Consider the following 21,613-nt stretch of genomic DNA (forward strand, 5'->3'; position numbering starts at 1 on the left):
TAAAAATGACTGATATGACACTGCCTGATTATAACGATATTGTCGCTGCGGCAGAGCGCATCGCAGATTATGCCAACAAAACGCCGGTGATGACGTCGCGTACGGTTAATGAAGAATTTGGCGCTGAAGTCTTCTTTAAATGCGAAAACTTCCAGAGAATGGGCGCGTTCAAATTTCGCGGCGCTATGAATGCGCTACGCCAGTTCACGCCACAACAACGGACTGCGGGCGTCGTGACCTTTTCTTCGGGAAATCATGCACAAGCCATCGCCTTGTCGGCAAAATTGTTAGGAATCCCGGCGACAATTATCATGCCGCATGATGCCCCGGCTGCCAAAGTTGCCGCGACCAAAGGGTATGGCGGAAATGTCGTGATTTACGATCGCTATACTGAAGACAGAGAAAAAATTGGTCAGAATCTGGCTGAGAAACAAGGGCTAACGCTGATCCCTCCTTACGATCATCCGCACGTTATTGCGGGCCAGGGTACCGCAACGAAAGAGTTGATTGAGGAAGTGGGACCGTTAGACGCCCTTTTCGTATGTCTGGGTGGCGGCGGTCTGCTATCCGGTTCCGCGCTGGCAGCGAGACATCTCTCCCCTGACTGTATGATCTATGGCGTAGAACCTGAGGCAGGCAATGACGGTCAGCAGTCTTTTCGCAGCGGCAGCATTGTTCATATTGATACACCGAAAACCATAGCCGATGGCGCGCAAACTCAACACCTTGGGCAGTATACGTTTGCGATTATTCAGCAAAACGTGAACGATATTCTGACTGTCTCAGACACTGAATTAGTCACTGCGATGAAATTTATTGCAGAACGAATGAAAATCGTCGTAGAGCCAACTGGCTGTCTGGGTTTTGCCGCCGCCAGAGCACGCAAATCTGAACTCCAGGGTAAGAGAATCGGCATTATTATCAGCGGTGGAAACGTGGACATCAGCCGCTATGGTGCATTCCTGGCCGGATGATAAGCAAGGTATCTGCCATGCAGATACCTTATTCCTGTCTGTATATTCCAGTCTGGAAAAGCGATCCCCGCTCACTGTAAACTGCTCGCAATCATGGCAAAAGGCATCACTGCAGGAGACTGGCATGCCAAAAAACGACAATAACTCGCTTCTCAGCCAACTTGATACTATCGCCAGAGGGTTAAGCGAAACCTTTTCTCCCTTTTGTGAAGTGGTTGTTCATGACCTCAAAAAACCTGAACATGCCATTTTGTCCATCCATAATAATCTTTCCGGACGTAAACCTGGCCAACCAGCAACAGAACTGGGTCTGGCACGCATAGCATCGCCAGACTTTCCCAACATCATCGCTAACTACAGCAATCAATTTGCTGATGGACGTCCGGTAAAAAGCACCTCCATTGGCATCAAGGGTGAGGACGGTAAATACGTCGCGGCACTGTGCCTTAATGTTGATATGACGTTGTTTCGCGGTATGCAGAGCGCGCTTGCGCGATTTACTGAAACCGAAAACTCCCCCATAAAGGAGCATATCGATCCCGGTAGTAACGAAGTTATTCGCCAACGTATCGATGACTTTGCCGCCAAACGCGCGACCACGGCGCGCGCACTCAAACCTGAAGACCGTAAGTTATTGATTCAACAACTCCGTAAAGAAGGCCTACTGAACGTACGAAAATCAATGGATACCGTGGCGCAGCATTTAGGCGTATCGCGAGCCACCGCTTACCTGTATGCCCGCCAGTCAGCACAGATGCACGAATAAGCTGATTCAGGCAGGCATACCTGCCACAACTTGCCGGTCAATGATTACTGGAACGAAGCACGCCCATATGCAGAGGGCTGCTTTGCTGCCAGGAATTATCATCCAACGAAAAAACGGCACCTTATGACTGCATAAAAATAAACCTTGGCATTCGTAGGTATTTATTTGCGCTGACTGAATAGATAGCTTATTTTTAAACTGACGGGGTAAATTTTAGCGGTACTTTAAATGACGACATCGATCTTACTTAATCAAAGCATAAAACACCACCACGCTAACCCACTGATTTCATTGAATGAAAAAATAAATAACCGTACTGTAAAATAATATCCATACAGTATATATAAATAGCATAATATCTAAATTATAATCTTTTTACATCCAGTAGTCAGGTGAGGCCAGAATGCGGTTATTAGTCATGTTGTTAAGCTTAGTCGTCTCTACACAGCTCTGGGCAGGTGAACTTTCCAAACCTACGGGCCAGGTCCTTCTAACAGTGTCCGGTAATATAGAAAATACAAATGAAGACGGGAAAGCCACTTTTGATACCGCCAGCCTCGAGAAACTGGGCATGGTAAGTTTTCAGACCACCTCCCCTTGGTATAATGGACGCACGACTTTTACGGGTATTCCACTACAAAAGCTCATGGATTTTGTTAGGGCGAAAGGCTCGGTTGTAAAAGTTACTGCACTCAATGACTACACCACCGTTATCCCTCTCGATGATTTCAAGAAGTACAATGTCATTCTTGCTTTAAAAATCAACGGAAAATACATGCGAATTCGAGATAAAGGCCCGTTATTCATTGTGTATCCCTATGACAGCATACCTGAACTAAATAATCAGATTTATTACTCAAGATCAGCCTGGCAGGTCAGTAGAATGGATATTGAGTAAGCGTTCAGAGGAACATCATGAACAGAATACTGGCTGGCATCATATTTTTTCTTTTTATATCTACTGGGTATATTTCTTTCTTAGTCCATGAAAGACAGCAAGAGTTACAGAAACTGACTCACTACACCGATTCATGGTCCGCTGCACAAATGGTATCACAATATTACCGATTCGAATCATTGCTTGGTCTTTATACTATCGATAAAACGATGAACCTCGACGAGGTGCGCCTGCGCCTCGATATTATGCTTAGCCAGAGTGATTTGATAAAAGAAGGTGATTTGGGGCACTATATAGAGAGCAATCAAGCGCACAGTGAATTGGCGATCAAACTTGAAAACATCCTTAACTATCTGGATGTTAACCTCGAGAAAATGGACCGTTCAGAACTTCAGACATACCTGAAAAAAATGCATACGCTGGATTCGCAACTTGGCCGCCTTTCATCCGGTGCGTTAAATAAAGATGTAAACTCGATCAATAACGCCAACCTTAAAATTCAAACTCTGTACTATATTTACTCGGCGACATCTGTTCTGCTGATCATACTGAGTGCGATACTGGGTGTGCTGATATTCTTCCAGAACAGAAATATTCTGCGAGCGCATCTTCAGGTTAAGAGCCTTGCTGAAGAGCTGCAGAAATCTAAAGAAAAGTTGCAAATCCAGAATGCAAAACTGGAATATGACGTCTACCATGATTCACTTACTGATATGAATAACCGCCAATTTTTCTGGGGGAATTTAAATCAAACAATCGAGATGGCAGAAAAAAACAACGATTCTGTGACAGTGATGCTGTTTGATTTGGACCGATTCAAAGAGGTTAATGATACCTATGGTCATGATGCCGGTGATGTTTTATTACGCCAGATATCGGACCGTCTGATTTCGATGAGCCATACTTCAGATACGCTGTATCGCTTAGGTGGGGATGAGTTTGCGTTTCTCTCAAGTGGTCTGACGGAGAGCCAGGCCGTTTCGCGAGCCCAAAAGATATGTGATTTTATCAGCCAGCCCTACACTATTTATAACACAATTATAAACATAACTACCTGTGTTGGAATTGTTATATCAGAAACAGAGCGCCGCTCCGATTATCTTTATAAATTTGCAGATCTGGCCCTGTATGAAGCCAAAAATGAAGGTTCAGGCAAGATAAAAGTCTTCCGGCAATGGATGTTAGAAAAGCTGCAAGAAAGCAGAACGCTTGAGCATGATATGGCGATGGCCATAGTGAATAAAGAATTCGTGGTTTATTATCAGCCTATTGTGGATTCTTTTAGCCGGGAAATTTACAGTTATGAAGCCCTCATTCGTTGGATACATCCTCTAAAGGGTCTCCTGTCGCCGGATAGCTTTATTCCTGTTGCTGAAAAAACAGGCATGATTAACGAAATGGGGAAATCTGTACTAGAAATTGCCTGTACGGAAGCGGCGTCCTGGGCGATTCCGGCCAAAATTTCAGTCAATGTCTCGCCTGTCCAGCTAAGCAGCAAAGCCTTTGCCGGAATAGTGCAAACTATCCTGAAAGAAACAGGACTCCCCGCTCAACGCCTTGAACTGGAGGTCACTGAATCCTCTATTTTTACTGAGAGTAATACGCCGATGAATACACTTAACAAGCTCAGAGCTCTGGGGGTAAAAATCTCCATCGATGATTTTGGTACCGGGTATTCTTCTCTTTCGCGGTTGAGCCGGCTTGCCTTCGATAAAATAAAAATAGACAAGTCCTTTGTACATTCACTCGCTACCCAGGACGATGCCCTTAATATTATCAAACTCATTACTGGCATGGCGAAGTCCCTTAATATGAAAGCTGTTGCAGAAGGTGTTGAAACGCAAGAGCAACTGGAAAAACTTCAGGCACTGGGTTGCGATTTCGCACAAGGATATCTGTTTGGTAAACCCCAACCGGGAATTGATGGGAAAATCAGACACGGTTAAATCACGGCGGATATCCCTGGCAGCTAAAGTCGGGCAACAAAACTGTTGCCCGACTTTTAATATTTCATACGCTTAGTGATAATTGCCTCTACCAATAAGACGTCCAGCACTGGCGCACGCGAATTAACGCTTCAAGATAAAAATAGTCTCCCCAAGAACAACATTCATCAACGCCTTTACCAGCTGGCATATGATAAACCGAGTGCATCAGTAACCCTTCACATTCCGGTTCATCCGTAGAGAGATAGCGCTTCGTCAGCGATTGTACAATCCGCAAAGCCACTTCCTCATACTGCATCCGACCTGCATCTGTCGCCGGTAATGCTTTCGCTAGCTCCAGCAGACCACAGGCAGCGATAGCGGCAGCCGAACTGTCGCGTACGGCGCCAGTGTTATTCAAAGCCAGATCCCAGTGACAAATAGAGTCCTCAGGCAGGCGGTTGATAAAGTAATGACTCAGGCTGCGGGTCAGGCTGACGAACTCAGATTTTCCCGTATACAGATAGCTAAGCATGAATCCGTAAATCCCCCACGCCTGACCGCGTGCCCAGCATGAGCTATCGCTGTGTCCCTGGTGCGTATTGCCAAACCGCGGCTCACCGGTCACAACATCTATATAGTAGGTGTGATACGTCGATGCATCGGGCCGTACGATATATTTCGCTGCCTGCATGGCATGAGATAAGGCCGCGTCAGCAAAGACCAGATTCCCCGTCTGTTCGCTTGCCCAGTAGAGCAGCGGTAGATTCATATTACAGTCGATAATCATTCGTCCCTGCTGCTCCGGATCCGTCAGGTCTCCCCATGCCTGGATAATACCTGCCGTTGGGTTATAGCGTTGCATCATCATTTCAGCCGCATGCAAGGCGATATCGCGTGCGGCTGCGTTCCCGGTCAGTTGCCACGCGTTTACACACGACAATGAATACAGAAAGCCGAGGTCATGAGTATCTGTTTCAATACGGTTTACCAGACGATGAGCAAAAGAAGTAATGAATCGCTCAGCAGCCTGACGGTATTTACTATCGCCGGTTATCTCCCACAATAGCCAGAGCTGCCCTGTCCAGAAACTGTTTGTCCATTGGTTATTTTCAGCGGGTTGCCATTTCCCACCTTCACAGGCCTCATTGGGAAATTTATCGCCAAGCGCATACAGCGTTCGATCAATTCGTGACGAAATATACGGTATTGCTTTATCTAACTCTTTTTTCAATGCCTGACGATCAACCGGGGCGGCGTATGACACGCGCAAGGGTTCAGTAACGACATTAGCCGTTTTATTAGTAATCATAATTATCCTGTTATTACTATTTGGAAGTTTTAATAGTCTGAGAGCGCAATATATCAGCACGCGGTGTTAATATCTTTTTTCCCGCATGGCTACAAGAAAGCGTGAAAGCGGAAATTAGCGTAAACAGCAGTGCGCAGACACCCATAATTAAAAAGGTATGTGCAAACCCTATTTTATCGTATAAATAACCAGCAGGTGGCGCCACGACAACAGAACCAACATATACCATTGCCTGATAACCCAACAAATACATGGTGGCGTTAACGCGTTTGTGAAAATGTTCAGCGATATATTTAAATACAGAGATTAACAGTAACGCTATTTCCACACCGTAAAATGGTTTAATAATTGAAATCATAATTGGGTCGACTGTTAAACCAGAAAGGATCAGACGGCCCCCCACAACTAACCCGCACAGCAGCAACCCCTTCTTGGCACCATAATAGTTAACCAGCGTGGGAATAAACATCATCATCAGGAATTCAATACCAGCCTGGAGCGTCCCCAGGTAACCATACCAGGCATTGCCCTGCTCTTTGGTGGCAAAGAAAGAGACAAAGTAACGGGGAAATTGCTGTTCTGCTACAAACATCATCCACGCGACACCTGCGACATACAGACTAAACATCCAGAATTTTCGGTTTTGCATCAGCGCAATGACATCGGCAAAGACAATTTTATTTTCGGAGATAACCGAGTTATTTCGTAGCTGCTCATCACCAATCTTCAGGCTCAACAACACCAGCAGCATGACTACGGAGGTGGTACTGCTCAGTATAAAGTTGGCGGTTGGCGTGTAGTTGAACAATACGCCGGAAACCGAAGCCGCCAGCGCCCACCCGAGCGATCCCCACATTCGGATACGGCCAAACTCCAGGCCGTAAAGGCGACTGAAACGGTCGGCATAGGATTCTGCGGCAGCCACTCCCGCATACCATCCCAGGCTTAAATAGAATGCACCAATAATAATGCCGAGCATCGTATGACTCAGCAGTAAAGGCTGGTAAATAACCACAAAAAACGGTGCCATTAATGCCGAGGTGGCGCAGACAAAATAGAGAAGCCATTTGCTCATGCCTATTTTATCCATGATGTAACCATATACTGGTTTCATAACCACGGCAAACACACCATTAACCGCGAATACTGTACCAATTGTTACGCTATCAAGACCAACTTTTTGACTCAGCCATAATGCATATAAGCCGAAGCTGGATGACCAGGTAAAGAAATAGAGAAAAATAAAGCTGCTCATTTTGAGCTGCGCTAAACGAGTCGGGGCAATCGCGTTCATGATGCGGCTCCAGCATTATCTCGACAATGATAAGTATAAATAAAAAAAACCGAAGGTTTAATTGCAATCATAATCCACTACCTCTTATGAAGTATTTATAGACTCAGTACTACTGGCGACAACCAGGTGCTGACGGACGGAGGTTAGTCTTTTTGTTTCCTACAGCAGCGTGAGCATGTTCACAAAAACAGTTCGATTTTTAAGTTTGATTGGATTTACGGACAGATATTCAGCAATATCTTTAATATATAGCAGCAAAACTTAATTCTGTTGTCATGGTAAAAAATGAACGAGCCACAAAAACTTGAAAGAATTGCGATGGGGAATGAAGTGATTTCCTTTCAGCGTCCAATGGGCGCGAGTGTTCATTATTACCATTGGCATCAATGCATTGAGTTTTTATATATTTCAAAAGGGTACGGCATCGTCGTCGTTGATAAACAACACTATACAGCAAAGCCGGGCAGACTTTTTATTTTCCCACCGTTTCGCTTGCATAAGGTGCAGGTTGATGTTGCACCGAACAATCCGTCTTATCGTACGGCTATGCATATTGAGCACAATGAAGTAATCAGTGCCTTGCAGATGTTTCCCCGCCACCAGGCTCAGTTTGCAGCACTCTCTGGCACCCATGCTCCGGCACAAATTCACGATCTCAGTGAACATGCGGACTATATTGCCTATATCCTCGATCGGTTTGAATCACTTAAGGGCAACGGGTATCAATCGGCCAGTGATGTTGCTTTTCTGGTAATGCAACTTCTGGACTTTCTTCCCCTGCAACCGCGGAGTGTAGTGCACCAACAGCAGACCGTGGCGGCCCGCATTATGCAGTGGATAGAAGAGCATTATCAGCAGAAATTTTCACTCGATGATTTAGCTGCGGATATTGGTTTTTCACGCAGCTATACCTCGCGAATTTTCCGTCAACAAACCGGTGGCGGGATCCAGGAATATATACTCACCCGCAGGATTAAAAAAAGCTGCGATTTATTGCGCTACTCATCACTGAACGTGACGGAGATTGCCGAGCATGTGGGTTTTACGGAAATGACCTATTTCATTACCTGTTTTAGAAAAATGATGGGGCAATCTCCTTTGCAATACCGCAAACAATACGATGAAGACACTGGCCACGATACGGCGTAAAGAACGTCATTTTTATCGCATTGACGGACACTGTCTAATCAAACCCGAGTCCATACCCGCCTGGTATTAAGCAGAGATCTTCAGCAAAAGTTGGTAAATCCTCAGAACGGTTCTATAGTCGGGACTGCTTCTCATTACAGGATTCACCGATGCGATTTAACGGACTGACCAAAGGTTTCTTCATTTTCATACTGGCCCTCGTTACCTGGGCGTTCTTCGATGTGCTGTCCCCCTACTTTTCCGCCATTTTGTGGGCCGCGATATTAACGACTATCTTTAACCCGGTAAAAAACAGGCTGCGCAGCGCACTTGGCGAACGCAACGGGCTGGCATCGTTAATAACCATCGCCATTATCTGTCTGATTGTCTTTATCCCGCTTATGGTGATCCTGTCATCGCTGGCCATTGAACTCAATGTGGTGTACACCAAACTGCAACAAAACGACACGCAGTTTCCCGAAGTCGTCACCACTATTCTTTCGTATCTTCCTGGCTGGGCGAGAGGATTCCTCGCAGAACACAATCTGGATAATGTTGCAGAAATCCAGAAAAAGCTGTCCGACATTGTGTTGCAAGGCGGGCAGTACCTTGCGGGCAGCGCATTCCTGATCGGTAAAGGGACATTCGGCTTTGCAATCAGCTTTGGCATCATGCTGTATCTGCTGTTTTTCTTGTTAAAAGATGGACCTTATCTGGTGCGCCAGATTCTGGACTCATTACCACTTTCTGATTTTGCCAAACAGCATTTGTTCGCCAAATTTGTCGGCGTAACGCGCGCAACCGTCAAGGGCACAGCAGTTGTGGCTTTAGTTCAGGGGATTCTTGGCGGCATCGCGTTTGCGATTGTGGATATCGACGGCAGCGTTCTGTGGGGCGCATTAATGGCGTTTCTGTCTCTGGTGCCTGCCGTCGGCTCGGCGATCGTCTGGGTACCCGCGGCCATATTCCTCTTCGCTACGCACCAACTGTGGCAAGGGCTGTTTATCGTCGGGTTCTTCGTGATTATCGTCGGTCTGGTGGACAACATCCTGCGCCCGCTTTTGGTAGGAAAAGACACCAAAATGCCGGACTACCTGATTCTGATAACCACCCTCGGCGGGATGGAGATTTACGGTATCAATGGGTTTGTGATTGGCCCCCTGATCGCCGCGCTATTCATTACCTGCTGGAACCTGTTTTCCGGGCGCGATCATGCAGGTAACGTGGAAGGAATCGACGAAGCCTTTATGGAAGAAGGAAAAAACCCTCCAGATTTATGATGTCAGGACGATAACAGAAGGCGGCCCTGGGCCGCTTTTTTATTTTCACGCAAAATCATACGTTTCCTATAATTTCAATCATGCTAATTGATTAATCGTCGCAGAAGGATGTCATCAGTGCGAATAGCCACAATCACCAACTGGGCCTACAGCGCGACGGTATGCCTGACCATCGCCTCCGGCGTTGTCATGCTGATGGCGTCCAACGCCGATAACACCGAACGCCAGGTGGTGGAACAACGTTACAAATTTGATCAACTGACCGAAGAAGTGGAGCTCGACGCCTGGTCGCTGTCCGATATGGCGCGTCTCTACGTGGTCAGTAAAGACCCGGATGCTTTGAACAACTATCGCCAGAAAGAGGCGTCACTGAAAGCCGTTGAGCATCGCCTGGCGGCGTTGAAAGCTGCCGGAGCTACAGGTGAAGAGCTGGCGCTATTGTATGAAGGATTGCAGATTGTTGATGCCCTGCAGGACGAACAAGCTGCGGCGCTGGCCAGCGTCGCGCGGGGAGAACACACACAAGCTATTGCCCTGCTCTTCAGCAAAACCTATGAACAGGAACTGGAGCAGGCACAGGACCGGATCGACCATTTCCGCCAGTTGCTCGACAATCGTGTACTCAATGCCATTGAAGATGCCACTCAGGCGTCACGTACACTACGCACAGCCTCTGAAGTGATGGTCGGTCTTACGGCGCTGCTGTTTTTGTTCGTTCTTGGATTTATATTGAAGCGCCGCGTGCTGCGCCCGGTGGTGCGTTTGAGCGATGTAGTAAACCGTCTGGCATCGCAAGATTATGCTGTCGAGCCCCCCAGCTTTAACCAGATCGATGAAATTGGCGATATGGCCCAGGCGATCCGGATTTTTCGCGAGAACGGCCTGGCCCGTCAGCGGCTGGAGAAAGAGAGAGACGCCGACTGGGGGATCCGTGAGCTGTTGGCGCGTATGACGCAGCGTCTGCAGGGGTGCGAGAGTTTTGCCGATGTCATTAATGTGGCAGAACTTTTCGCGCCAAATATAGCCCCAGGTATTGCCGGCCGACTGTACATACTGGATCGGGAACCCTGGCAAATGCGCTGCGTTGCGCAGTGGCTCTCACCAGAGGGCAAAGCCGATGCGTTCCACCCGGACGAATGCTGGGCAATACGCCGCGGCCAGAGCCATCCACCGGTACAAGGCGAACCGGATATCGCCTGCTACCATCTGCCAGAGTCGTGCCAGCGGCATACCTTATGCGTTCCGCTGATTGCCCAGGGGGAAGCCATCGGCCTGCTCTCATTCCAGAATCTCAGCGAGGATTCCACCTCATCTCGCGCATACCTTGAACTGATGGCGGAAGCATTCGGCCTGGCATTAGCCAACCAACGCTTGCGCGATGCGCTGCTGGAGAAAGCGCTGTACGACCCACTAACCGGTCTGCGCAATCGTCATCATCTTGAAGATACTCTCCGTACCCAGATGAGCCAGGCAGTTCGTAGCAAAGAACCGATCAGTTGCCTGATGATCGATATCGACCATTTCAAAAACATCAATGACCGCTTTGGCCATGAGGCAGGCGATAGTGTGATAAAAAGTATCGCCGCCATTATTCAGCGCGTTGTCCACGACAGCGGCATGGCTTTCCGTTACGGGGGAGAAGAGTTTCTGGTACTGCTGGCAGGTGCGGATGAACAGACGGCCAATAGCTTTGCGACGGACATTTACAACGGTGTACGCGAATTGTCACTGCGCTTTGGCGTATCCGATATTGGTCATGTGGATGTCTCTATCGGTGTTGCCAGCTACCCGCAGCATGCCCAGAGCGATAATCTACTGCGTGCCGCAGACGTCGCGCTGTATCGCGCAAAAGAACTGGGGCGTTCGCGCATTGTGAGCTTTGGCATGCTGGAAGCAAGCTGAATTATGTCAGCTGTCGGCGCATTGCTTTACCTCCACTTCAGGTAGTGGTAAGTTGACAGCATGAACACCAAACACGATATCAACGGTTTTACTCATAACCTGTGGTGGCTGCCTTCTTAAAGGCGGTCAGAATGTGTTTTCCCCATTTCAAATAACCGCCGAAAGGCGGTTATTTGCATTTGAAGACCCCTTTCGGTTTTACGCTTAAGGAGTCTTATATGAGCAACAAAACCATCATCCTCACAGGCGATCGTCCTACTGGTCCGCTGCACCTCGGCCACTATGTTGGCTCGTTGCGCCAACGCGCCACGCTGCAACACGATTATCGGCAGTTTATATTAGTCGCAGACCTGCAAGGACTGACCGATAACGGCAGTACACCACAAAAGATCCAAAACAACATTCCCGAAGTGCTGGCTGACTATCTCGCCGCGGGTATAGACCCTTCACTCACCACCATCTGTTTGCAATCGGCCTTGCCCGCCCTTGCCGAACTGACCGCGCTTTATATGAACATCGTTACTGTGGCGCGCGTGGAGCGTAATCCTACGGTCAAAAACGAAATTGCGCAGAAAGGATTCGCACGCTCGTTACCGGTTGGTTTTCTGGTTTATCCCATCAGTCAGGCGGCAGATATTTCAGCCTTCAAAGCTGAAGTGGTTCCGGTCGGCGACGATCAACTGCCGATGATCGAACAGACCAATGAAATCGTGCATAAGATGAATAGCCTGTTACCTGCCCCAGTATTGTCGCATTGCAAAGCGTTGCTGAGTGAAACCAGTCGTCTGCCCGGTATCGACGGTAACGCCAAGATGTCGAAGTCCCTTGGTAATACAATTCTGTTGTCCGCCAGCGAGGAAACTATTCATCGCGCCGTCAGTGCAATGTTCACCGACCCTAATCATCTGAAAGTGTCCGATCCGGGGCAGATTGACGGCAATATCGTATTCACCTACCTCGACGCGTTTCACCCAGATAAAATCAAAGTTGCGGAGATGAAAGCGCATTATCAGCGCGGCGGATTAGGTGACAGGGCATGCAAAAATGAGCTGGAGATGTGCTTGCAAGAACTCATCGCGCCGATGCGTGAACGTCGGGCAACTTACATTCAGGATAAAGGCATGCTGATGGCGATGCTGAAAAAAGGGAGTCAACAGGCGCACGAAATCACACAGCAGACATTAAGAGAAGTGAAACAAGGCCTGGGTTTACCGGTGTTCTGAACACGAATAGAAAAATACAGGATGACTGATAACTCCCGCTAAACATTAAAAAATGTGGTTACGCTTAAGTTTTTCAATGGCATAACCGCTACTAAGAGAGTGAGATGTAACTATCTTACTATTACGCCTCATTATAAAAAGTTCGAATTCTCTTCTTTACGCCTGCCTGGGTCCGTGCCCATGCAGGCTTTTTTTCACTATCAGCTTTTCGGATATCAGTTAACCACTAATGCCCAGTCCATCGCCCCCTGAGTAAAAAACACGCTGCAAAATCAACAAAATATAATCAACTTGCTTAATTACTCTGCAAACGCGTGAGATCGGGAAGAAAAATGCTATTTCCCTCTTGCCTCATTCGGTCTGTGCCGCTAATATTCGTCCCCGTTGTCACCTACAACGTTGCGTTCATAGCTCAGTTGGTTAGAGCACCACCTTGACATGGTGGGGGTCGTTGGTTCGAGTCCAATTGAACGCACCATATTGCGTCCGTAGCTCAGTTGGTTAGAGCACCACCTTGACATGGTGGGGGTCGGTGGTTCGAGTCCACTCGGACGCACCATATCATCTTTGATGTGGTGCTTTTCTCCTCATTCTATTCTCGATAATATCCCCCAATTTTTGTTGCCGTCCTGAACGACTTCGAAATTCTTACTGTCTATCCCGTTTGTCTCCAGCGCTGTTATCGACCACACTTATCCTGCTTCGCTTGTTTTTGGCACAATGCCGACACAGAACATCGATCACAGGGCATAAAAATAATATCAGGTGGATAAGATGAACAAGATCGCTATCGTCGGTACGGGACCGACAGGAATCTATACGTTACTCGCGCTCCTAAAGCATCAAACCCCGCTTTCAATTAGTCTCTACGAACAATCAAATGAAGCTGGGGTTGGCATGCCCTATAGCGATGAAGAAAACTCGCGATTGATGCTGGCAAATATCGCCAGTATTGAAATTCCCCCTATTACCTCTTCTTATCTCGACTGGTTACGCCAACAGAGCGTTGAACATTTAGCCCGTTATGGCGTGAAACACGACTCACTGCATGAGCGACAATTTCTGCCGCGAATTCTGCTTGGTGAATATTTTCGTGACCAGTTTTTACGCCTTGTAGACCTTGCGGACAAACAGGGGTTTAACGTCACCGTACACGAGTCCTGTCAGGTCAAGGATGTCAAAGCCACAACGGATGGCGTTGTTATTTGCAGCGATCATAACGACCCGGAGCATTTTGATCTTGCTGTCATCGCCACGGGTCACGTCTGGCCTGACGCACAAAGCGCGTCACGTACCTTCTTCCCGAGTCCGTGGACTGGACTAATGGAGGCCAAAATCCCGGCATGTAATGTAGGAATTTTGGGTACATCGCTGAGCGCTATCGATGCGGCTATGGCTGTCGTAGTACAACACGGTAGGTTTGTATTAGATGATGCGCAAGGTGTTCATTTCGAAAGAAATGAAGGCAGTCAGGATCTCAACATTCTCCTCATGTCCCGTTCTGGCATTCTACCGGAAGCCGATTTTTACTGCCCTCTCCCCTACGAACCACTCTCCATTGTGACTGCTGAGGCACTGGAACAGTGTATTGCAGATGGTTCTGCTGGGCTGCTGGACAGGATCTTTATGCTCATAGCCAAAGAAATTGAGCTGGCAGACCCTGTCTGGAGCAAAGAAGTCGCCCTCTCTTCCCTGAACGCCGACAGCTTTACGGATGTCTGGTTCGCTGCCCGTAAAAAGCACGATCCGTTTCGCTGGGCCGCAGCCAATCTTGAAGAGGTCGAACGCAATAAACGTGACAAACATACGGTTGCCTGGCGTTACGCTATTCTGCGACTGCATGAGGCCGTACAGGAAATTGTTCCGTGGCTGGATGAGAAAGACAGAGAGCGGTTTGACAATGGACTTGCTCGCGTCTTTATCGATAACTATGCAGCCATTCCTTCACAATCGATCCGTAGATTACTGGCGCTGCGTGAGGCCGGGATCCTGAATATTCGCGCGCTCGGTCAGGATTATCAGTTAGAGCAAAAAGAAAAAATGACGGTAATACGCGCTCAGGGCGAAACCTATGAGTTTGACGTTTTTATCGATGCCAGAGGCCAGAAAGCGTTAAAAATTAAAGATCTGCCATTTCCATCGCTACGGGAGCAACTGCAGTCCACGAGTGAGGAAATACCGGATGTCGGCGATGACTATACGTTACAGGCGCCTGATATCGTCCGGGGACGCATTGCGCTCGCCGCACTTCCCTGGCTGATGCACGATCAACCTTTCGTGCAAGGGCTTACTGCCTGCGCAGAAATTGGGCAGTGCGTCGCGCAAGCCATTTCCCGGCCAGCCACGCGTCTTCGTCGACGCTTACCCTATTACGAGGCGTGACACGATGTCTTCTTCCATCACTCTACTTGCTGCCGGCAGTTTACGTCCAGCACTGACTCCGCTGATAACCCATTTCACGCGCATCAGTGGAATAGATGTAAAGGTGGAATATGGTCCAGCCGGTTTATTGCGCGAGCGGATTGAAGCAGGTGAACCCTGTGCGCTGTTTGCTTCGGCCAATCGGGAGCATCCGCAGCGCCTTCTGGCTCAGCATAAAGCTCTCTCAACGCACACCTTTTGCTGGAACCAACTGGGTCTGGTTACCAACCGGACCGGTGAATGGCTGGATTTGCTGCGAAACCCTACCCTGCGAATTGGTACCTCTACGCCCGGCTGTGACCCTTCCGGGGATTATACCTGGGCATTTTTTGACAAGATGGATGCGCTGGAGACGGGCCTTGGGCAGCAGCTTCGCGAAAGGGCCATTCCCCTGGTTGGTGGTCGCGACAGCGTGAAGATCCCGCAGGGAGAACTGGCCAGCACCTGGGTCCTGCGTCAGGGACTGGCAGATCTGTTTATCGGATACGCGCACTATGCAAAAACGCTCCGCGCACTCCCCGACGTTCGTTATGTCGCGATTCCGGCTGAATATAACATTCAATGTGAATACCAACTGGCGCTGCTGGAGGCATCCACAGATGCGCTGGCGCTGGTTGAGTTTATACTCGGCAACGGCGGTCAGGAATTTCTGATCGCAGCCGGTTTTATATCACTTACCGACGAATAGAAAACAGCGGCGCAATAAACGGCGTCTGGTAATGGTCAACGTTCACTTTTCGCAGCGGTAATCCATAGGCCTGGAACAGATTACCTTCCGTTACGATGCTGTCCGTCGGGCCTGCCCGCCATTTTCCTTCAGGAAGCAGCAGCAGCGTATGCGTGGCTATCTGTAGCGCATGCTGCGGATCGTGGGTTGAAAACAGCACGCTGCAGCCTTGTTGACGAGCCAGATCGCTGATGAGCTGCAGCACCACCTGCTGATTAGCGAGATCCAGCGCGGAACACGGTTCATCAAGCAATAACGTCTGGCATTCCGTGACCAATGCCCGGGCTATCATCACTAACTGTTGTTGCCCGCCAGAGAGTGAACCAAACGAGCAGGCACCAAGATGCGCGATATTAAGTTGCTCCAGCGCCTGCGCTGCCCTTTTTTGATCCTGCTGGCTGGGCTGCGCAAATAACTTCACGTGCTGTGCCCGCCCCATCAGTACCACATCGCTGACCGTATAGGGAAACGGCAGATGACAATGTTGCGCCACAATCCCAATTCCACCGTCATTTTCAATACTGCCGCCCAAAGCAGGCAGCGTGCCGGTCAGCGTATCGAGCAGCGTACTTTTACCCAGACCATTACGTCCCAGCACCGCCCAGATCTCACCTTTCCGGCAACTGAACGTAAGCGGCTCAAATAGCGGTACGCGATACCCGTAAGTCAGCCGATTCACGCGCAGTGCGACAGATTTCATTGTTTCCTCCGACGGCTGTTGTGGATGAGTAAAAAAGCAAACAGCGGCGCACCAAATAATGCAGTGATGATCCCCAGCGGGATCTCCGCAGGCAGCAGGGTGCGCGCAATATCATCCACCACAATCATAAAACCGCCCCCCAGCCAGAAGGCACAAGGGAGCAAACGACGGTGATCGACCCCCACCAGCAAACGTGCCAGATGCGGGATAACCAGCCCGACCCAGGCAATACTGCCGCTGACCGCCACCTGAGCGGCGACTAAAAAAGCGCAGCACACCAGAACGCTGCGTCGCAGAGGAACCACCGCCACGCCCAACGCTCTGGCATCTTTGTCATTCAGCGATAGCAGATTTATCCGCCAGCGTAACTGATACAAAACCGTCGCGGCGATACCCACCGGAATCGCCAACAGCAGAACTTTATGCCAGTTGGCCGTCGCAAAACTCCCCAGCAGCCAGAACACAATGTTCGGTAACGTCTCTTCGGTATCCGCCTGATACTGAATCAGACTCACCAGTGCGGCAAAGAAACCGCTTAGAATGATACCCGACAGGATCAGCACCAGCGTATTCTCCAGCCCCTGCAATGTAGCGATGGCATACACCAGAATCAGCGCCGTCAGACCGAAGAAAAACGTTGAACCCATCATCAGCCACGGCGACAGACCGAGCAGAATCGCCAGCGTACCGCCAAAAGCAGCCCCCGACGTTACGCCGATAATATGCGGATCGACCAGTGGATTATGAAATACCCCTTGCAGCGTCGCACCGCATAAACCCAACGCGCCCCCCGCCAGCAACGCGATCAGAATTCGTGGTAACCGCACCGTCCAGACAATCTGGCTGGCAATCCCTTCGGCGTCGCTATAGTGCGTCAGATGGTAAAATACCTCGCTTAACGACAGTGGATATTGCCCGAGGCACAGCGAGCTGACGCCCAGTAACAAAACCGCCGCCATTAGCAGTGGCTGCTGGGGTAAAGTGCGGTTACTTAGCTGCATCAGACTGCCAGTTCACACGATAAAAACGCTGATAGTAGTCTTGCGCCTGCGCATCGACATCCACGTCTTTATAGGCGTCCGGATACAGTTTTTTGGCCATCCACAGTTCACCTATCGCCATTGCTTCCGGCATCGGATACCCCCAGGCTTTGGCGTATTCCGGCATCAGCCAGATGCGATGATTTTTCACCGCATCAATCCCCTGCCAGTTGGGATCGTTTTGGATCTCAGTCACCACCTGCGGGTAACGGTCCTGAACAAAAATCACCTGCGGATTCCACGCTAATACCTGCTCAAGCGCGACCTGACGGGCGCCTTTCACACTGGCCGCCGCCACGTTTAATCCCCCCGCATGCTGCATCATCAGTCCCGTATACTTCCCGGAGCCGTAAGTCATCAGGTCAGGGTTAGCCATATAAATACGCACCTTTTGCGCATCAGGAATGTTGGCAACTGGCGCGTTGAACTTTGCCCGCGCCGTAAAAACGTAGTCGATCAACGTCTCGGCCTGCGGTTTGCGCCCCACAACATCCGCAATCAGGCGAATCCCCTGTTTTAACCCTTCGTTGTAGACCTGCTCTTCATCGGCCATAGTCGGATTCATTTTATTCTGCTGACCATCAGCATCCTTACGCAATGAGATAGCTACCACCGGAATTCCGGCATTCTGAATCTGCTGAATCATCTCCGCTGGTGCATAGTTGGCTACAAAGACAACCTGTGGGTGAATCGCCAGCAGGCTCTCGATATTCACGCTGGTGAGATCGCCCGGCGTCGGCAATGTCGTTATCTTCGGCATAAAACGCGCGAATTCAGCCCCGAGCTGTTTTTTCCAGCTCGACATGACACCAACAATGTCTTGTTGAGCATTGAGTTGCACCAGAATATTCAGCGTCTGGTGTTGCAGCACCACCACTTTGTCGACATGGTCTGGAATCGTGATCTGACGACCAAGCTGATCGGTAATCGTACGCTCGGCCTGCGCGGAGAACGCCACCAGGAAGCTGGCGCAAACCAGCACAAAAGAACGGAGAGTTAGCATGGGATACCATCTGGATGAGGAGTAAAAGCGATATATATTAAATTATATAACGATGTAACTGGCAACCCATTAGCGATAATTACCGCGCTGCACACGAGGAAGATCAATTTTTGTGGGCAAAAATAAAGCCGACGGCAATGACCACCGTCGGCTTTCGTTGATACTGAGTGGCTAACTATTTCGTCGCAGCTTTAATGATTTCGAGCGCTTTGGCGAACTGATCCTGCGGAATTGTCAGCGGGTAAAGGAAACGAATAACGTTACCGTACTGGCCACAGGTTAACAGCAGCAATCCCTGCTCAAGGGCTTTCTTCTGCACGCGTTGCGCGACGGCAGCGCTGGGCTCGCCCGTCGCTGCATCACAAAATTCAGCAGCAACCATTGAGCCTAAGCCGCGCACTTCGGCCAGTTCAGGACACCATCCTTGCACTTCAGTCAGGGTGGCGCGCAGTTGTTCACCGAGAGCCGCTGCCCGTTGGCACAACTGCTCATCACGAATAATATCCAGTACCGCATGAGCCGCCGCAATCGACAACGGGTTGCCAGCGTAGGTACCCCCCAGCCCACCCGGCGCAGGCGCATCCATAATGTCTGCTTTGCCTACCACGCCCGACAGCGGCATCCCACCCGCCAGGCTTTTTGCCATCGTCATCAGGTCCGCTTTGTCGGCGTAGTGATCCATCGCAAACAGTTTACCCGTGCGAGCAAAACCACTTTGCACCTCATCGGCAATCATCACGATGCCATGCTCATCACAGATACGGCGGATCCCGGCAACAAACTCCGACGGCGCCACCACGAAGCCCCCTTCGCCCTGGACCGGTTCGAAGATAATCGCCGCAACCTGGGTTGGATCGATGTCGGCTTTAAACAGGCGTTCAATCGCTTTTAGCGAATCCGCCGTGGAGATACCCTGCAACTCAGAAGGATATGGCGCATGGTAAACGGAACCCGGGAACGGGCCGAACCCTTTTTTATAGGGCGCTACTTTGCCGGTCAGCGCCATCGTCATGTAAGTACGTCCATGAAAACCGCCGCCAAAAGCGATAACACCGGGACGACCGGTATGCGCGCGGGCGATTTTTACCGCATTTTCCACGGCTTCGGCACCGGTAGTGAAGAATGTGGTTTTGCGTTTACCGTCAATCGGCGCAACGGCGTTGATTTTCTCAGCCAGAGACACATAGCTTTCGTACGGTACAATCTGATAAGCCGTGTGGGTAAAAGCCTGCAGTTGGGCTTCAACCGCCTGCACCAGACGAGGATGACGGTGCCCGGTGTTCAGCACGGCAATCCCGGCGGCAAAATCAATATACTGATTGCCCTCAATATCGGTAATCGTGCTGTTTTCTGCCGACTGGGCGTAAAAGTCACACATGACACCCACGCCACGCGGGGTGGCATCCAGACGACGTTGTTGCAGGTTTTTATTGTTCATTCGCTACACCTTGTCCATAACTACATTTCAGTTGAATTACCCTTTAAATTTAGACGCCATCTGGTACTTTAATCGAGAGCCAAATCGTTTTATTTTAAGGATCCAAATGCGTTCACTTGCCGGAGATGTGATCAAGCAAGCATTTAGCCAGCAGACAGATGAAAAACTGCATCGTCGTCTGTATGCCGCCATTTGTTGTTGCATCCTTGAGGGCAGCCTGAAACCGGTTACCCGCATGCCTCCCTCACGGGATCTGGCGGGCGAACTGACGTTATCGCGTAACACCGTCTTGCGGGTTTACGAGCAGTTGCAGGCCGAAGGCTATATCTCTGCGCGCACCAGCAGCGGCACCTTTGTTACCGACAGCGTGCTCGACAATCTCGATCTACGCCCCAACAAAGAGCCAGTGGCTGTTGCGCTTGAGGATCACACCCGCTTATCTGCCCGCTGCCTTGAACTGCTGGGGCACGCCAGCGCCAGTCCCCGGCAATGGGGAGCCTTTATTCCTGGCGTGCCTGATGTTGAGCATTTTCCTCACCGGGTGCTCAAAAAAATCCAGGATCGGCTGGCAAGGCGACTGCGCCCGGAGTTTCTCACTTACGATGCCGTAGGCGGGGTGAGTGAATTGAAAGAAGCGCTGGCAGACTATCTGCGCACCGCCCGGGGTGTACGTTGTTCGCCTGATCAAATTCTGATTACTGAAGGTATTCACCAGGCGCTGGATCTGGTAACGCGCGCTTTGTGCAATCCGGGTGACAGTGCCTGGATTGAGGAGCCAGGCTATTGGGGGATAAAAAACATTCTACGCATCAACGCGGTTAACTTTTCGGCAATCCCGGTTGATGAACAAGGTATGATTCCCCCAGGCCCAACAGAACCCGCACCGAAGCTGATTTTTGTGACACCGTCACATCAGTATCCTCTCGGTTCGGTAATGAGCCTGAGTCGTCGGCAACAGCTTCTCTTGCGCGCCCGCGAAACGCGAAGCTGGATAATAGAAGATGACTACGATAGCGAGTTTCGCTTTTCCGGCCAGCCTATTCCGTCATTACAGGGACTGGAGGAAGAGACACCGGTTATCTACATCGGAACATTCAGCAAGACACTCTATCCCGCACTGCGACTCGGGTATGTGGTACTGCCCAAACCGCTAGCCGCGGCGCTTAAAAAGGTTCATAACGACCTCTATCGCGGCGGACATTTATTGATTCAGGCCGCGCTGGCGGAGTTTATCCGCGAGGGATATTACGCGGCGCATATTCGGAAAATGCGCCAGTTGTACAGCCGTCGTCGACAGATGCTGGTGGAACTTATCACCCGCCAACTTGGCGAACATTACCTTGGCTCCTTCAGCAGTAACGCCGGGCTGCATATGATTTTACAGTTACCCGCCGGAAGCGATGACATCGCCATTGCTCAGCAGGCGAATGCGCAAGATTTGCTGGTGCGTCCGCTGTCTCGCTACTACGTGAATGAAGAGAAATGCAGCGGCCTGCTGCTGGGGTTTGCCAGTATAGAAGAACATGAAATGGCGGCGGCGTTTACCCGACTCGCGACTATTATCAGGGAAAACGCCGTATAA

At 49.9% G+C, this 21,613-nt stretch carries 17 protein-coding genes and 2 tRNA genes; 13 read left to right on the plus strand and 6 right to left on the minus strand.

The features are described 5' to 3' along the window. The first annotated feature begins 5 nt into the window (after positions 1–5). From FDW96_RS09085 to FDW96_RS09100, 4 genes are all read left to right on the plus strand, one after another. Positions 6–974, plus strand: a complete 969-nt coding sequence (locus FDW96_RS09085; protein ID WP_042308671.1) for a threo-3-hydroxy-L-aspartate ammonia-lyase — start codon at positions 6–8, stop codon at positions 972–974. A gap of 124 nt (positions 975–1,098) precedes the next feature. Continuing rightward, a complete protein-coding gene (locus FDW96_RS09090; protein ID WP_137365561.1) occupies positions 1,099–1,740 on the plus strand; it encodes a transcriptional regulator in 642 nt (213 codons plus the stop codon). A 403-nt stretch (positions 1,741–2,143) separates the two neighbouring features. Then, the gene (locus FDW96_RS09095) at positions 2,144–2,638 is read left to right on the plus strand and encodes a molybdopterin-dependent oxidoreductase (protein ID WP_137365562.1); all 495 of its coding nucleotides are present in this window, start codon (positions 2,144–2,146) and stop codon (positions 2,636–2,638) included. 17 nt (positions 2,639–2,655) lie between these two features. Beyond that, positions 2,656–4,584, plus strand: coding sequence for a bifunctional diguanylate cyclase/phosphodiesterase (locus tag FDW96_RS09100; protein ID WP_042308677.1), 1,929 nt, complete (start codon positions 2,656–2,658; stop codon positions 4,582–4,584). A gap of 88 nt (positions 4,585–4,672) precedes the next feature. Here the strand turns inward: FDW96_RS09100 and FDW96_RS09105 are convergent, their stop codons facing one another. Together FDW96_RS09105 and FDW96_RS09110 are read right to left on the minus strand one after the other, a co-directional pair. Further along, positions 4,673–5,875, minus strand: coding sequence for a glycoside hydrolase family 88 protein (locus tag FDW96_RS09105; RefSeq protein ID WP_042308679.1), 1,203 nt, complete (start codon positions 5,873–5,875; stop codon positions 4,673–4,675). A gap of 16 nt (positions 5,876–5,891) precedes the next feature. Further along, on the minus strand, positions 5,892–7,169 hold the full coding sequence (locus FDW96_RS09110) for an oligosaccharide MFS transporter (RefSeq protein ID WP_061381414.1): 1,278 nt from the start codon (positions 7,167–7,169) through the stop codon (positions 5,892–5,894). 285 nt (positions 7,170–7,454) lie between these two features. Between FDW96_RS09110 and FDW96_RS09115 the strand changes: the two genes are divergently transcribed. The 8 genes from FDW96_RS09115 to FDW96_RS09150 all read left to right on the plus strand — a co-directional run bounded on the left by FDW96_RS09115 (position 7,455) and on the right by FDW96_RS09150 (position 15,811). Further along, positions 7,455–8,318: an AraC family transcriptional regulator gene (locus FDW96_RS09115; RefSeq protein WP_042308683.1), complete on the plus strand. Its 864-nt coding sequence runs from the start codon at positions 7,455–7,457 to the stop codon at positions 8,316–8,318. A 149-nt stretch (positions 8,319–8,467) separates the two neighbouring features. Then, positions 8,468–9,577: an AI-2E family transporter gene (locus FDW96_RS09120; RefSeq protein ID WP_042308685.1), complete on the plus strand. Its 1,110-nt coding sequence runs from the start codon at positions 8,468–8,470 to the stop codon at positions 9,575–9,577. Positions 9,578–9,694: 117 nt separating this feature from the next. Continuing rightward, positions 9,695–11,479, plus strand: coding sequence for a diguanylate cyclase (locus FDW96_RS09125; protein WP_137365563.1), 1,785 nt, complete (start codon positions 9,695–9,697; stop codon positions 11,477–11,479). A gap of 218 nt (positions 11,480–11,697) precedes the next feature. Further along, the gene (gene trpS, locus FDW96_RS09130) at positions 11,698–12,702 is read left to right on the plus strand and encodes a tryptophan--tRNA ligase (protein WP_137365564.1); all 1,005 of its coding nucleotides are present in this window, start codon (positions 11,698–11,700) and stop codon (positions 12,700–12,702) included. 401 nt (positions 12,703–13,103) lie between these two features. After that, positions 13,104–13,180: transfer RNA gene (locus FDW96_RS09135), tRNA-Val, on the plus strand. Positions 13,181–13,184: 4 nt separating this feature from the next. Continuing rightward, positions 13,185–13,261, plus strand: a tRNA-Val gene (locus FDW96_RS09140). A 215-nt stretch (positions 13,262–13,476) separates the two neighbouring features. Next, positions 13,477–15,084 carry an FAD-NAD(P)-binding protein gene (locus tag FDW96_RS09145; RefSeq protein WP_137365565.1) on the plus strand — a complete coding sequence of 536 codons (1,608 nt, stop codon included), beginning with the start codon at positions 13,477–13,479 and terminating at the stop codon, positions 15,082–15,084. A 4-nt stretch (positions 15,085–15,088) separates the two neighbouring features. Further along, the gene (locus FDW96_RS09150) at positions 15,089–15,811 is read left to right on the plus strand and encodes a substrate-binding domain-containing protein (protein ID WP_137365566.1); all 723 of its coding nucleotides are present in this window, start codon (positions 15,089–15,091) and stop codon (positions 15,809–15,811) included. On the opposite strand, the gene FDW96_RS09155 is transcribed toward FDW96_RS09150, so the two are convergent. The 4 genes from FDW96_RS09155 to puuE all read right to left on the minus strand — a co-directional run bounded on the left by FDW96_RS09155 (position 15,798) and on the right by puuE (position 20,031). Further along, the gene (locus FDW96_RS09155; protein WP_137365567.1) at positions 15,798–16,550 is read right to left on the minus strand and encodes an ABC transporter ATP-binding protein; all 753 of its coding nucleotides are present in this window, start codon (positions 16,548–16,550) and stop codon (positions 15,798–15,800) included. The genes FDW96_RS09150 and FDW96_RS09155 overlap by 14 nt on opposite strands. Continuing rightward, positions 16,547–17,551, minus strand: coding sequence for an iron ABC transporter permease (locus tag FDW96_RS09160; protein ID WP_137365568.1), 1,005 nt, complete (start codon positions 17,549–17,551; stop codon positions 16,547–16,549). Before FDW96_RS09160 ends, FDW96_RS09155 begins: the two co-directional genes overlap by 4 nt. Beyond that, entirely contained in the window at positions 17,538–18,593 is a 1,056-nt protein-coding gene (locus FDW96_RS09165) for an ABC transporter substrate-binding protein (RefSeq protein WP_137365569.1), read from the minus strand. Before FDW96_RS09165 ends, FDW96_RS09160 begins: the two co-directional genes overlap by 14 nt. Positions 18,594–18,768: 175 nt before the next feature. Beyond that, a complete protein-coding gene (gene puuE, locus FDW96_RS09170) occupies positions 18,769–20,031 on the minus strand; it encodes a 4-aminobutyrate transaminase (protein ID WP_137365570.1) in 1,263 nt (420 codons plus the stop codon). Positions 20,032–20,137: 106 nt separating this feature from the next. Between puuE and FDW96_RS09175 the strand changes: the two genes are divergently transcribed. Then, on the plus strand, positions 20,138–21,613 hold the full coding sequence (locus tag FDW96_RS09175; protein ID WP_137365571.1) for a PLP-dependent aminotransferase family protein: 1,476 nt from the start codon (positions 20,138–20,140) through the stop codon (positions 21,611–21,613).

This window comes from Citrobacter sp. TBCS-15 (genome assembly GCF_005280815.1).
GTDB lineage: Bacteria > Pseudomonadota > Gammaproteobacteria > Enterobacterales > Enterobacteriaceae > Citrobacter > Citrobacter werkmanii.